Source organism: Kineothrix sp. IPX-CK (assembly GCF_039134705.1).
Classification (GTDB): domain Bacteria; phylum Bacillota; class Clostridia; order Lachnospirales; family Lachnospiraceae; genus Kineothrix; species Kineothrix sedimenti.
This window is the reverse complement of record NZ_CP146256.1, coordinates 4296535-4309142: the sequence shown is the minus strand read 5'-3', so window position 1 is coordinate 4309142 and position 12608 is coordinate 4296535. Positions and strand designations below refer to the sequence as shown.

The window sequence follows — 12608 nt, the reverse complement described above, 5'->3', positions numbered from 1 at the left end:
ATGGAATGGAATATAAAAAGAATGACATTCTTACGGTGACAATTGAAGATATGGGCAGCGATGGAGAGGGTATAGGTAAGGTTGACGGCTATACCCTTTTTATAAAGGATGCGGTTATCGGAGATGTGGTAATCTGTAAGATTATGAAAGCGAAGAAAAACTACGCGTATGCTAAGCTGGAGAAGGTAACGGAGCCTTCTGTATCCCGCGTTACCCCGGTCTGCAGGTACCATAAGCAGTGCGGCGGCTGCCAGCTCCAGGCCATGAGTTATGAAGCTCAGCTCGAATACAAGCAGAACAAGGTGAGAAACAACCTCATAAGGATCGGCGGATTTGATAAGGAGCTTGTGGATCGCATCATGGAGCCTATCGTCGGTATGGAGAATCCATATCATTATAGGAACAAGGCTCAGTTTCCGGTAGGAACGGATAAAGACGGGAATTTGATTACGGGGTTTTATGCAGGAAGGACCCATGATATTATTGCTAATACGGATTGTGCTCTTGGGGTGAAGGAGAACCGGCAAATATTGGAGGCGGTTCTTCGATACATGAAGGAAAGCAGTGTAACAGCTTATGATGAGAAGACAGGAAAAGGAATCGTAAGGCACATTTTAATCCGCAAGGGATTTGCAAGCGAAGAAATCATGGTGTGCCTTATAATCAATACGCTGAAACCACTTCCGGTGAAAGGACGGCTGATCGAATTGCTGCGGGAAACTCCGGGAATGACAAGCGTGTCGATAAGTATCAATACGGAGCGCACCAACGTGATCATGGGAAAAGAAGTGCGCACCATATGGGGGAAGGATACCATAACCGATACAATTCACGTGAGAAATACTTCTGATTTCTCCCTGACGGATAAAGCGATTTCTTTTCATATATCGCCTTTATCTTTTTATCAGGTAAATCCGCTGCAGACAGAGAAGCTTTACAGCCTCGCATTAGAATATGCCGGACTTACCGGCAGGGAGACCGTATGGGACTTATACTGTGGTATTGGAACGATTTCGCTGTTTCTCGCCGGAAGTGCAAAGCGGGTCTGCGGAGTGGAAATAGTGCCTCAGGCAATCGAAGATGCCAGAAAGAATGCTGAATTTAACGGAATCACAAATGTGGAATTCTTTGCGGGGAAAGCGGAAGAGGTACTTCCCGAGAAATATGAACAGGAAGGAATCCGCGCCGATGTCATCGTGGTCGATCCTCCGAGAAAGGGCTGTGATGAAGCCTGCCTCAATACGATGCTGAAGATGCAGCCGCAGCGCATCGTCTACGTAAGCTGCGATTCCGCCACTCTGGCCCGGGACCTGAAGGTGTTGTGTGACGGAAGTTATGAAATTGTGAGGGGGAGAGCGGTGGATCAGTTTGGAGGGACGGTGCATACAGAGGTTGTAGTCTTACTGCAACGGAATGGGTAACATTAAAAAGATGATGTCTAGTAATGCGTCCAGAACTTGGAGGTGCAGGAATGAATATAGAGGCTTATGATCTTGACTCACTTAGAAAAATAGTGCGAGCTCTTCAAAAAGAAAATGATGCCTTGAAATCTCAGTTAAAAAAGGCTGATATTGCATTCGATGCGCTTAATCCATTTGAGGAGACAATAGAGAGTATTAATGAGTATGATCCTGATCAGGGAGAGCGTATTCTTGGAAGATATATGAAGATATATAACGGAGGATTTAGCAAAACGATATTTTGCTATGTTTTGGGGTAGAGAAGATGTTTATGCCAAAAGAGGAAAGAATGGTGGATATTTTCCGCAGTGTGATAACAGATGGAATGATACATTGTGTCCAAAACAACGTGGTGAAAAAATGTTTTGTGATGATTGTGAGCACACAAAATGGACTAAGCTTGATTTGAAGAAAATTGTAAGTCATCTTGTTGGTAAAAAAGAGGATGGAACAGATGTGTTTGGAGTTTATCCGCTATTACCAGAAGGTACATGTCGATTTATAGTATTTGATTTTGATAACCATGAAAAGGATGCAGAGAAGACGGATTTTGCAAATACAGATGATGAATGGCATGATGAAGTAGATGCACTTAGAAAAATGTGTGAGCAGAATGGCATTAAGTCTTTGGTTGAAAGGTCTCGCTCTGGAAGAGGTGCTCATGTATGGATATTCTTTAAAAGACCAATAGCTGCATCTTTAGCAAGAAATTTTGGATTTCTTTTACTGGACAAGGGATCCGCTTCTATAAATTTGAAATCCTTTCACTATTATGACCGAATGTATCCTTCTCAGGATGTTGCTAGCAGTATTGGTAATTTAATTGCTCTTCCATTGCAAGGCCAAGCTCTTAAAAGTGGAAACAGTGCTTTTGTGGATGAAAACTGGAATGCATATCCTGATCAATGGAAGGTTTTGTTAGAAGAAACAGAAAAGCTATCGTTGGAAGCTATCGAGAAGTATATGTCAAAATGGCAGGTAGAACTTGCCGAAGCCAGGGGAATGCTTGCCAGTTCAGTTGCTGGAAACAGACCTAAGCCGTGGAAAAAGAAGGATTGGTATTTGAAATATTAAAACAGATGGATAATGTGTTAAATGCAGGCGTAGAGGGTAATGATTATAGACCGGTTACTTTGGATGAGTTTATTGTTAATAAATAGAAAGTTTTAAGGATAGTGGAGGTGGTAGCATTGAGTAACATAATGAATGTTAACGAGGGTAAAATTGTACTATACGCAATAGGTGATAGTAGTGTTTATGTTGATGTTGTATTTAAAGACGAGACTTTTTGGATGACACAAAAGGCAATTACAGAGCTTTTTGACGTGAATGTTCCGGCTATCAGCAAGCACATAAAAAACATATTCGACGATGGCGAGCTATCCTCCGAAGCAACTGTTTCCATTTTGGAAATAGTTCAAAAAGAGGGTGAACGCGAGGTGAATCGCTCTCTGGAATTTTACAACCTTGATATGATTATTGCTGTTGGATACCGTGTGAATTCCAAGAAGGCGACAAAATTTCGCCAGTGGGCAACACAGACATTGAAGGAGTACATTCAAAAAGGCTATCTTTTAAATATGGATATGCTGAAAAATGGGCGACAATTTGGACGTGATTATTTTGATGAGTTATTGGAAAAAATTCGTGAAATCCGTGCCAGCGAACGTCGTGCATATCAAAAAATAGCTGATGTTTTTGAGCAGTGCAGCTATGACTACGATAAAAATAGTGACCTTACAAAAGAATTTTATGCATTTGTTCAGAATAAGCTACACTATGCCGTAACAGGGAAAACGGCGGCTGAACTTATTTCAGAGCGTGTAGCACTTGATCATCCTACAATGGGTCTTACCACGTGGAAAGATGCTCCGAAAGGGAAAATCCTCAAGAGAGATATCAGTGTAGCCAAGAATTATCTGAATGAAAAGGAGATTTCACACCTCAACCGACTTGTCACTATGTTCATTGACTATGCTGAACTTATGGCAGAAGACGGCATAGCTATGAGTATGCAGGACTGGCTGAATGAAACGGATAATTTTCTTAACAACAACCGGCGCCGTGTACTTGAAGGCAAGGGGCGTGTTTCACATGAGGATGCACTGAAAAAAGCTGTTGAGGTATACGAACAGTTTCGTATTCAACAGGATAGGGATTATATTTCAAATTTCGATGAGGCAATGTCGGAGTATTTAAAAGGAAAAGGCAACAAGCCGGTTTAACAAAGAATATTGGTTTATAAGAGTGGCTGTTTTTGAAATATATTCTGACGCCAAGGGGGTATTAGGTTTAACGGTCATCTTTTTTATCACCTCAAGGCACGTGGAATCCATAGTCCTGTTGCAACGGAAAAACACTTGATAAATAGAGGATTTATAGAATAATGACAGCAACATATTTTGACGTGAGAGGATGCTTTCACGTCTTTTTTTGGTATAAGCTTTATAATACTTATCTGCTGACGTTATTATGAATAAATCGAAATATATGGGAAGATAATAGTAAAGAGAGAACTATTATTGAGACATGAGAGAACGTCAAATAGATGCAGGAGATTAATGTGGCAGACAAAATAGATTTAAATGAAATAACAATAACTGAATTAGGCAAGATAATAAAAAACAAAACTTTTTCTATAAAAGAGATTGTTTTACAATATTTAGAGCAAATAGACTCCTTCGACAAAGGTTTTAATGGATTAAATTCTATTCTTGAGATAAATCCTGATGTTATTACAATAGCAGAAGAGCTTGATAAAAGAAATAAGGATGATTCCGGCTTGCTTTATGGGATACCTATTCTTTTAAAAGATAATATAAATACTGCAGATAGCCTGCACACATCCGCAGGATCACTGGCATTGGCAGATTCAAGTCCGGAAACGGATGCCGAGATCGTAAAAGTTTTGAGAAAAAAAGGTGCTGTTATTCTTGGCAAATCAAACATGACTGAATTTGCCAATTATATGACGAAAGGAATGCCGAACGGGTATAGTTCCAAAGGAGGAATTGTAAGATCACCATACGTTTTAGGTGAAAGCCCGGCAGGTTCCAGTACCGGTTCAGGAGTTGCAGTGGCAGCTAATTTATGTACGGCAGCTTTTGGTACGGATACTTCTGGCTCTATCATATCCCCCGGCTTAAAGAATGGTATTGTAGGATATCGTCCAGGTAAGGGTACTTTAAGCATAAAAGGCATTATACCGGTAAGCTTTACTTTTGATATGGTTGGTCCCATGACAAGAACCGTTAAAGATGCAATTATTATTTTTAATGAAATAGCATCCAATAAAATACACTTTACAGAAAATTCAAATCTTAAAGGTACGGTAATAGGAATCGATCAATCTGCCATGGATAATATGTCGCAGGAAGAAGAAAAAAAGGCTAATAGTATTTTAGATAAGTTAAAAGAAGCTGGTGCAATCTTAAAATGGATACATCTCAAAACAATTCCTAATAAAAAGATAGATAATATTAAAAAATTTGAGTTTAAGCATGCTTTGAATCAATATTTAACTGAGTTACCGCTGGATTATAAAATAAAAAATTTAAAGGAAATAATCGAATTTAACAATATCCATAAAGAAGAAACTTTAAGATATGGTCAGATATTGTTAGAAGATGCCCAGAATAATACCTCCGGTGAAATGGCAGAATCTGTTTATCTGGATACGTTAAAAGATATAGAGTTCGCTAAACTATATATAAAGGATCAGCTAAAGGATGTAAATGCGTGTATTGTATTTAAAGATCACCTAATTGTTCAATATACAGGTTTACCGGCGATTACGGTACCCTGCGGGCTATATAATGATGGAATGCCTTTTGGAATAAATATCATCGCTCAAACTGATGAAGAACTATTAAATACAGCTTATGCGATAGAACAAGTCGCAGGCAGAAGAGTTAAACCTAAATTCATTGGTTATTAAAAGTCTGTGATCACACTGAAAAACTGCTAAAACTAAAATTAGACATCAAAAAATGAGAGTTTCCATGTTATAATTAATACAGCTATTTTATAAAAAACAAGGGTTGAGCGTTGAATTGTTGGAAATATTGATTATATTTCGATAAATAGATATTTAAGCAGTTTTCAGACACGCCCCAGGAAAGGAGAGTGCATCTGTGAAAAAATGAACAGATGCGGGAAAACCATAATGAAAAAATTAAATGATTATTTATACTCAGGCGATACCGTTCTTAAGATATTGCAGAGATATAGTGAGGATTTGAAACAGTCGTCGAAAGAAACTCAGAATCAGATCGATCTTGTGCACTGTAATTTTCTGCTTCAGATTGCGGAACTTTTACAGCACAACGAATTCCTGACTTCGCAGTCTCAGCGGATTCGGGAATTCTATAAACATATGGCAAATGAATATCCTTTTCTTGCATTTACTTTTAAGGGCCGGATTAAATCGCTGATACGCGCAGAAGCTAAATTCAACGGATACATTGTGGAATATATTTACGACTATTATATTAAACATGGCAATTACCCTTCGCTTCCTGAACTGAAAAACTATTTAAATTGTTTTCGGGACCTGATTGCATACAGAATCGTGATTTCTCTTCCTAAATGTCATCTGAAGGAAGGCGAGATATGGGCGGATGAGGAAAATAAATATCTATATGATGTTGCCAACCAGTTGCTTGGTTTCATGGAGGAGCGAGGATTTACCGCAGAAATAGCTTCTTTTAAGGGTCAGAAAAAATCACCTTTGTTAAGAGAGAGTGTAAGCCCATATTACAGAGATTATGTTGTAAATCCAGAGTCCAGTGGCTATCGTTCTCTGCATATAACATTTTATGATAATATTGCACGTTGTTATGTGGAAGTACAACTTCGTACAAAAGAAATGGACGATTTTGCTGAAATTGGTCCTGCTAATCATCTAGGTTACGAAAAACGGCAGGAAAGTGAAAGAGCTAAACGAAATGCAATTCCAAAAGGAGAGAATATTTATTTTGATGATTCTTATGAAAGAGGTATCATGTTACAGCAGCTTGAATTATCGAAATTGGATGTAAATATGTTTTCGGCAGTGAATAATTCACTTATTAACGATGGTTGTGGCCTGTACCGGGGGAGACTTATTCTTCCGTATGAGCATCTTTCAAGATTCCAAAATGACCTTGTTGATTAATTATTTGTGAAGCAATTCGGACTACATATAGCTGATTTTTTATATTTTGCCCTTAAGACGATGCCGGAAATTGATTTTCCTCAAGTATATTTTCAAAATCCAGATAATACATTTACAGCAAGAGAATTAATGAAAGGCATTCTTATATGTCTGATCAAACAGTTGATTATCTGATGAATCCTAGTGATTCCACCAGATATGAAATATTAAGAAATGCTTTTACTAACGCCGGCCGGCCGGAAGATTTTGAAAATGTAGTTGAACTATTAAATCCCCCGCCTGATATTACTTCTTATGCTGTTCCCGGAGCACATAAAAACCTTAAAGTAGGCATAATAGGTGCAGGTCTGGCCGGTTTATCCGCTGCCTTTGAACTAAGAAAGACCGGAGCAGAAATTACGCTGTATGATGCCATGACAGACCGCATAGGCGGAAGAGTGTATACTTATTATTTTGATAAGGGCAGGCGATATTATGGGGAATTTGGTCCTATGAGAATTCCTCTGTCCCATGGTACAACCTGGCATTATATAAATTTGTTACATTTGAATACCATTCCGATTACTTCACCTTTTCCCAACAATTTTATATACGTTCATAACACCAGAGTACGAAGAGATCGGGACGGAGATAATATAACGAAATATTTGTATCCCTTATTTGATCTTACTGGTTATGAAAGATCTTTGTCATGGCCGGAGTTAAATGATTATGCCTTCGATTCTGTCTTACTGAGCCTGCCTCCGGAGATCCGTAGAGAACTGCTGCAGATTCTGCCGGAGTATTCACCGGAGTATTCCTTCTATTTAAACAACAGTATAAGAGAAATACTGGAGATGCGCGGTTTAAGCCAGGATGCCATAAATTTAATAGCCAGTACGGACCCTCTGACCGGAGGACTGCTTAACACCAGTTACGGTGAATCCCTGCAGGAGTTATATTCCATGGATTATCTGAATACTTACCGGATAGCCGGAGGTATGATTAACCTCCCTTGTGCCTTTTATGATTCCCTGATCTCCTGCAATCCGAGAGAATATGATATTGCACCGGATTTGCTTGGGAATGTTAATATCAACTTTGGCCATTATGTAACCGGTATTTATCAGAATTCCTCTGAAGGTAAAGTTATTCTAAGGTATAATAGCACTTACATGACAAATATATGTGAAGAATTTGATTATGTTATTTGCGCCATTCCATTCTCCACCTTACGGGAAATAGATATAAAACCATTTTTCAGTAATCAGAAAATGCAGGCTATCCGGGAATTATTTTACTCTGATTCCTTTAAGGCCGCCTTTTTCTGTAAGCGGCGTTTTTGGGAGGAGAATACGGTATATGGAAACATGAATGGAGGTATTTCTTTTACTGATCTGCCGATTCAGTCCATTATATATCCCCCCGATCATATCCAATGTACGGAGCCCTCTTCCTGCTCACCATTAGAACCGGGTGTATTAGTTTCCTCATATAACGTAAATCAGGATTCCATACGGGTTGCGAATCAAAGCAAAAACAGGCAGTTTATGCTGGTTAAGAGGAATGTGGAAGAGGTACACGGATTGCCTGAGAATTTCTTGGATTCCATTGTGAAATATTATAGAATGGTAGATTGGAACCAGCAGCAGTGGTTTCGAGGAGCATTTGCTGTAGATCTTCCCGGTCAAAAGATAAATTTCGCCCATACTATCCTTGAACCGGAATATAATAACCGTGTATTTTTTGCGGGTGAACATACTTCTGTGAAGCATGGCTGGATGCAGGGAGCATTATACAGTGGTATGCTGGCTGCTAATACACTGGTGATGAATCTGAGATAATTTTAATAGTTGGAAACTATATCATTATAGTTTTAAGGGCAGGCAGGGACAAGTTATCGATTGAAAGGCACAAATAAAAGGAGAAAGAATTTGAAAGCAAATTATCCATATCGAATCGATGAAGCAAACGGCATCGTTTATGCCTGGTTTACAAGAATGGAGTATAGAGGCGGGGCTGTCGCTTCTGATTTAGAGCCGAAATTAATTTTGTTTGAAGACAAATATTACGATATCTATCAAAAGGTCGGAAATGATACTTTTGCTGATTTACTGCACAAATTGCACAGCAATATACGCCAATTTTTTCCGCTTGATGAAGTTCAAAAACGCGAAACATATCTTTGGTTCGAAAACGATGAGCTTATCGGGAGCATCCGGATTTATCACAACAAAGAGGAAAACTGTTATGAAGTCGAGAGAGTGATGGTCGCTTCGCAGTTTCAGAGCAAAGGTTACGGGAAAAAGCTGTTGAGCTTTGTTGTTGCAAAGCTTCAGCAAACTCATCGTACGCCGATTATTCTGACGGTTGCCGCTTGCAACGATAAAGCGGTTAAGATGTACAAAAAGTTTGGGTTTGTTCCTGTTAGCGAGGAAATGGACGAATGGGAAATCGAGGCGAGTGAAAAGCCTGCTATTTGTTAAAATTTTCTATGATATACAAGCATATTTGTACCATTTCATCTTCTGTCTGTTTCATACCATATTGAACCCAATTTATTAATATGTTGTAAACAGCTCCACTCCAAAAAATCATATCATATCTGCTTTTCGTATCTTCTTCTGCAATACTATCGGTCGTGTGTTTTGTGATTTCTTCCAGGATGACATACCCGAAACCAGCTTTTATAAGTGTACGGAGAGTATCAGTATGTGCTTTTATAGTGACAAACAACGTTTTCCAATATTTTTCCTGTTCCGTAATATAAGAAAATTGTTCCATCGCTCCATTAATATCGGCTATCAAATCATGGAGCAGGGTCTTTAATATGTCCTCTTTAGATTCATAATTACGGTAATATGCGGTTCTCGAAACTCCGGCTCTTTTCACAATTTCAGAAATTGTTATTTCATTGTATTCCTTTTCAGCCATCAATAATATTAATGCAGATTCAATACATTCTCTCGTTATTTTATTTGATTCTTTATTTGATAAGCGTAAAACTTCCCGCTGTTTTACTTCTGAGTTCATTTTCGACATTACAATTCCTCCTGTTCTGTTCACTCCAACTGAAGAAGTATTGACAATTCATCACTTGGACATTACACTTGTACTGGCATTACAACTGTAGCGTCAAAACTAAAGTTTGTCAAGAATTATTAAAATGCAGATACTTCGGTACCATCGATTGACAAGGTCACACACCGTCGGATAAGACTTTGTCAATTGATGGCAACCTGATTTAGTAACAAAGCAAAATAAAAGGAGGCTCCAAATGAATCAAAAGCAATATGAACAAAGAGCTTTAATTGTTGGAATTATATCCAATATCCTGATGGGAGGAGCAGGCGTTTGGGTTTATCATATAACAAAAATAGAGGCACTTTTCCTTGATGCATACTTTACATTACTTGCTGTCCTTTCCGGTATTGCAGCTACTATAATATCCAAAAAGAGTAAGAATACAAGCAAGTCGTTTCCTCATGGATACTTTTTTATGGAGCCTCTTTATGCCATTTTAAAATCACTGCTTACACTTGCCCTGCTCGTTTATGCTACTATAAGTGTTACTGTTAAGGCGATGGATTATTTCCTGTATGGAACCGGTGAGATAATGAATTATGGCCCTGTTATACCTTACGAGATCCTCATGGTCATTCTATGTACCGCTTTATCTTTTTTTTATTGGAAGCAGAATAAGCGGACCAACAATACGAGTACAATGTTGAGCGCAGAAGCGAAAGCCACGTTAATTGATGGCATTATGTCCGGCGGGATTGGAATTGGTATATTAATTATATCTTTTATTAGCAAAGGTAGTACGGGAGGAGGTAATGGTGAAAGTCCTTTTTCTTTTTTGTTATACACGGGAGACTTTTTCATTACAATTATCCTGGCTGTATTCTCTGTAAAAGAACCGTTTAAGGTTATGAAGGAAGCCTTTATCGAGTTTGCAAACGGAATAGTCACTAAAGATGAGATAAAAACACCAATTGAAAGAACTGTCAAAAAATATCTGTTAAATAATACGGAACTAAAAAACTGTTATATCCATAAGGTGGGCATGAGTTTCAGAGTTTTCATTCATCTGGATAGCCAGTCCGATATAATTAACAAAGATGAATTACTTAAAAAGACCATATGTATAGAAAAAGAGCTTTCTCATGAATATGAGAATGTAAGTGTCAGTTTTATATTCCCGTAAAAATGCTGATTCTACTGACGGTCGATAGCTTTTTAAATATGGACAGTTACAATAAACATAGGTAGAAGGGGGAATTCCATGGATAAAGACAAATTTGGGAAATTTGTCACTAACCGAAGAAAAGAAAAAAATATGACCCAGAAAGAACTGGCAGAGATATTATATCTGACCGATAAGGCAGTTTCAAAATGGGAAAGAGGACTTAGTCTTCCTGATATTTCAATTTTAGAACCGTTAGCCAATGCTCTGGACATAACGGTAATGGAATTGCTGAAAGGAGAATGTATTGAGGACGAAAGCTGTATATCGGCGGAAGATGCCAAGCAGCTCATTCATGATTCCATTGCCATTTCAGATGCGCAAATATCCAGAGTGCATGCAAAGAGTAAAAATATCATCATTTTTTGTATTGTATGTCTTATGCTTCTTATCTCTATCATACTAAATATTATTTCCTTTACGACGGTGCCGGAGACGGTACAGGATAACCGGAAGTTCAGTGAACAACAAGATTCTATCTATAAAAATGAGCCGGAATACGAAGAAAGGGAGTGAATGGAGTATGAAAAAGAAAGAAGTGATTACCACATTTTTTATATTTATGGTGTGGTGTATTTTTTTAGGTGTGTCGGGTTTTATTGAAGTGCAAAAAATATCGGAAAATGAAATGTTAGGTTGGATGCTTCCCGCCTCATTAATGGTGCTGTTGTTTTACGGAGCAAAAAAAGCTCCGGCGGGAGGTTATACGAAAGAGACCTTCAGTTTAAAAAAAAGTAAAGCATTTCAAGGATTTTTAGCAGTTTGCGTTATCATGCACCATATGTACATAGTGTTATTATCTGAGATCGATTACAAAGGTGCATTGAGCATATTTAAAAATTCAGGAGTTATTATTGTAGGATTTTTCTTTTTTGCATCAGGATATGGACTTATTACGAGCTTATATCAAAAGGATAATTATTTAAAAGGCTTTATAAAAAAGAGAATATTTACTGTGTTAGTTCCATTTTTTATATGTAATTATGTCTATTTGATAACGATGCTTCTGATGGGTAAAAAGTATGCGATGAGTGATTTGCTGTATGTCTTTTTTGGAATGAAGCTTTTAAATTCCCAAATGTGGTTTGCCGTGGAAATTATGTTTTTGTATATTCTGTTTTATGTCATATTCCGTTTTATCAAGCAGGAAAAAATCGCATATATGATTATGGGTGTTTGCATTGTGGCTGTAATGGGTGGCAGCTTGTTGCTGGGACATGATTTGACAACTGGTGAGATCGTCAGCTGGTTCCGGGGTGAATGGTGGTATAATACGACATTTGTATTTTTTGTTGGAATGCTCGCCGCCCGTTTTAAAGAAAAATTGCTGCCATGGATTAAAAAAAGGTATTATCTATGCCTGAGTATGCTTCTGATGCTCAGTTCGTTTTTTGGAATTATGTCGAAAAGGCTGCTTGAAGAAAAAGGTTATTGGATTGAGGATCTATTTTATAAAGGATATACGGAAAAAATTGAAACATTGGCTTTCCAGCTCCCTATGGTTGTGTTTTCTGTTGCGGTAATTCTATTGTTTATGATGAAATTTACGTTCTATAACAAGGCGTTGGATTTTTTGGGCAGATTTTCACTTGAAGTCATACTGATTAATAATGTGTTTATCGTATCTCTATTAAAGCTTGCTGTTATAAACGAAATCTTGTATATCATAGCGGTGTTTGCTGCAACGATATTGGCGGCCATGACTATCTATAAAATAAAATTATGGGTATTGGACAAAAATGATTATTTGTCAAGATGGAGGTAGAGA

12 protein-coding genes are annotated in these 12608 nt (G+C 37.9%); 11 read left to right on the top strand and 1 reads right to left on the bottom strand.

Going from position 1 to position 12608, the window contains the following annotated elements; translation table 11 throughout:
• The first annotated feature begins 5 nt into the window (after nucleotides 1-5).
• From rlmD to V6984_RS20365, 8 genes are all read left to right on the top strand, one after another.
• Entirely contained in the window at nucleotides 6-1421 is a 1416-nt protein-coding gene (rlmD, locus tag V6984_RS20400; RefSeq protein ID WP_342757438.1) for a 23S rRNA (uracil(1939)-C(5))-methyltransferase RlmD, read from the top strand.
• A gap of 50 nt (nucleotides 1422-1471) precedes the next feature.
• Nucleotides 1472-1720: a hypothetical protein gene (locus V6984_RS20395; RefSeq protein ID WP_342757437.1), complete on the top strand. Its 249-nt coding sequence runs from the start codon at nucleotides 1472-1474 to the stop codon at nucleotides 1718-1720.
• Nucleotides 1707-2534 carry a TOTE conflict system archaeo-eukaryotic primase domain-containing protein gene (locus tag V6984_RS20390; protein WP_342757436.1) on the top strand — a complete coding sequence of 276 codons (828 nt, stop codon included), beginning with the start codon at nucleotides 1707-1709 and terminating at the stop codon, nucleotides 2532-2534. Before V6984_RS20395 ends, V6984_RS20390 begins: the two co-directional genes overlap by 14 nt.
• A gap of 116 nt (nucleotides 2535-2650) precedes the next feature.
• Nucleotides 2651-3685: a virulence RhuM family protein gene (locus V6984_RS20385; RefSeq protein ID WP_342757435.1), complete on the top strand. Its 1035-nt coding sequence runs from the start codon at nucleotides 2651-2653 to the stop codon at nucleotides 3683-3685.
• Between the two features lie 338 nt (nucleotides 3686-4023).
• Nucleotides 4024-5397: an amidase family protein gene (locus tag V6984_RS20380; protein WP_342757434.1), complete on the top strand. Its 1374-nt coding sequence runs from the start codon at nucleotides 4024-4026 to the stop codon at nucleotides 5395-5397.
• Nucleotides 5398-5625: 228 nt separating this feature from the next.
• Nucleotides 5626-6615: a guanosine polyphosphate pyrophosphohydrolase gene (locus V6984_RS20375; RefSeq protein ID WP_342757433.1), complete on the top strand. Its 990-nt coding sequence runs from the start codon at nucleotides 5626-5628 to the stop codon at nucleotides 6613-6615.
• 146 nt (nucleotides 6616-6761) lie between these two features.
• Nucleotides 6762-8438 carry a flavin monoamine oxidase family protein gene (locus V6984_RS20370; RefSeq protein WP_342757432.1) on the top strand — a complete coding sequence of 559 codons (1677 nt, stop codon included), beginning with the start codon at nucleotides 6762-6764 and terminating at the stop codon, nucleotides 8436-8438.
• Between the two features lie 90 nt (nucleotides 8439-8528).
• The gene (locus V6984_RS20365; protein WP_342757431.1) at nucleotides 8529-9080 is read left to right on the top strand and encodes a GNAT family N-acetyltransferase; all 552 of its coding nucleotides are present in this window, start codon (nucleotides 8529-8531) and stop codon (nucleotides 9078-9080) included.
• Here the strand turns inward: V6984_RS20365 and V6984_RS20360 are convergent.
• Entirely contained in the window at nucleotides 9070-9636 is a 567-nt protein-coding gene (locus V6984_RS20360; RefSeq protein ID WP_342757430.1) for a TetR/AcrR family transcriptional regulator, read from the bottom strand. The two genes, V6984_RS20365 and V6984_RS20360, sit on opposite strands and share 11 nt — an antisense overlap.
• A 235-nt stretch (nucleotides 9637-9871) precedes the next feature.
• Between V6984_RS20360 and V6984_RS20355 the strand changes: the two genes are divergently transcribed.
• From V6984_RS20355 to V6984_RS20345, 3 genes are all read left to right on the top strand, one after another.
• Entirely contained in the window at nucleotides 9872-10801 is a 930-nt protein-coding gene (locus V6984_RS20355) for a cation transporter (protein WP_342757429.1), read from the top strand.
• Between the two features lie 78 nt (nucleotides 10802-10879).
• Nucleotides 10880-11356: a helix-turn-helix transcriptional regulator gene (locus V6984_RS20350; protein ID WP_342757428.1), complete on the top strand. Its 477-nt coding sequence runs from the start codon at nucleotides 10880-10882 to the stop codon at nucleotides 11354-11356.
• A gap of 7 nt (nucleotides 11357-11363) precedes the next feature.
• On the top strand, nucleotides 11364-12605 hold the full coding sequence (locus tag V6984_RS20345; RefSeq protein WP_342757427.1) for an acyltransferase: 1242 nt from the start codon (nucleotides 11364-11366) through the stop codon (nucleotides 12603-12605).
• Nucleotides 12606-12608 lie beyond the last annotated feature (3 nt).

Coding starts and splice junctions, on each gene's coding strand:
- rlmD (WP_342757438.1), top strand. CDS start 6: ATGGAATATAAAAAGAATGACATTCTTACGGTGACAATTGAAGATATG.
- V6984_RS20390 (WP_342757436.1), top strand. CDS start 1,707: ATGTTTTGGGGTAGAGAAGATGTTTATGCCAAAAGAGGAAAGAATGGT.
- V6984_RS20370 (WP_342757432.1), top strand. CDS start 6,762: ATGTCTGATCAAACAGTTGATTATCTGATGAATCCTAGTGATTCCACC.
- V6984_RS20355 (WP_342757429.1), top strand. CDS start 9,872: ATGAATCAAAAGCAATATGAACAAAGAGCTTTAATTGTTGGAATTATA.
- V6984_RS20345 (WP_342757427.1), top strand. CDS start 11,364: ATGAAAAAGAAAGAAGTGATTACCACATTTTTTATATTTATGGTGTGG.
- V6984_RS20350 (WP_342757428.1), top strand. CDS start 10,880: ATGGATAAAGACAAATTTGGGAAATTTGTCACTAACCGAAGAAAAGAA.
- V6984_RS20360 (WP_342757430.1), bottom strand. CDS start 9,636: ATGTCGAAAATGAACTCAGAAGTAAAACAGCGGGAAGTTTTACGCTTA.
- V6984_RS20395 (WP_342757437.1), top strand. CDS start 1,472: ATGAATATAGAGGCTTATGATCTTGACTCACTTAGAAAAATAGTGCGA.
- V6984_RS20375 (WP_342757433.1), top strand. CDS start 5,626: ATGAAAAAATTAAATGATTATTTATACTCAGGCGATACCGTTCTTAAG.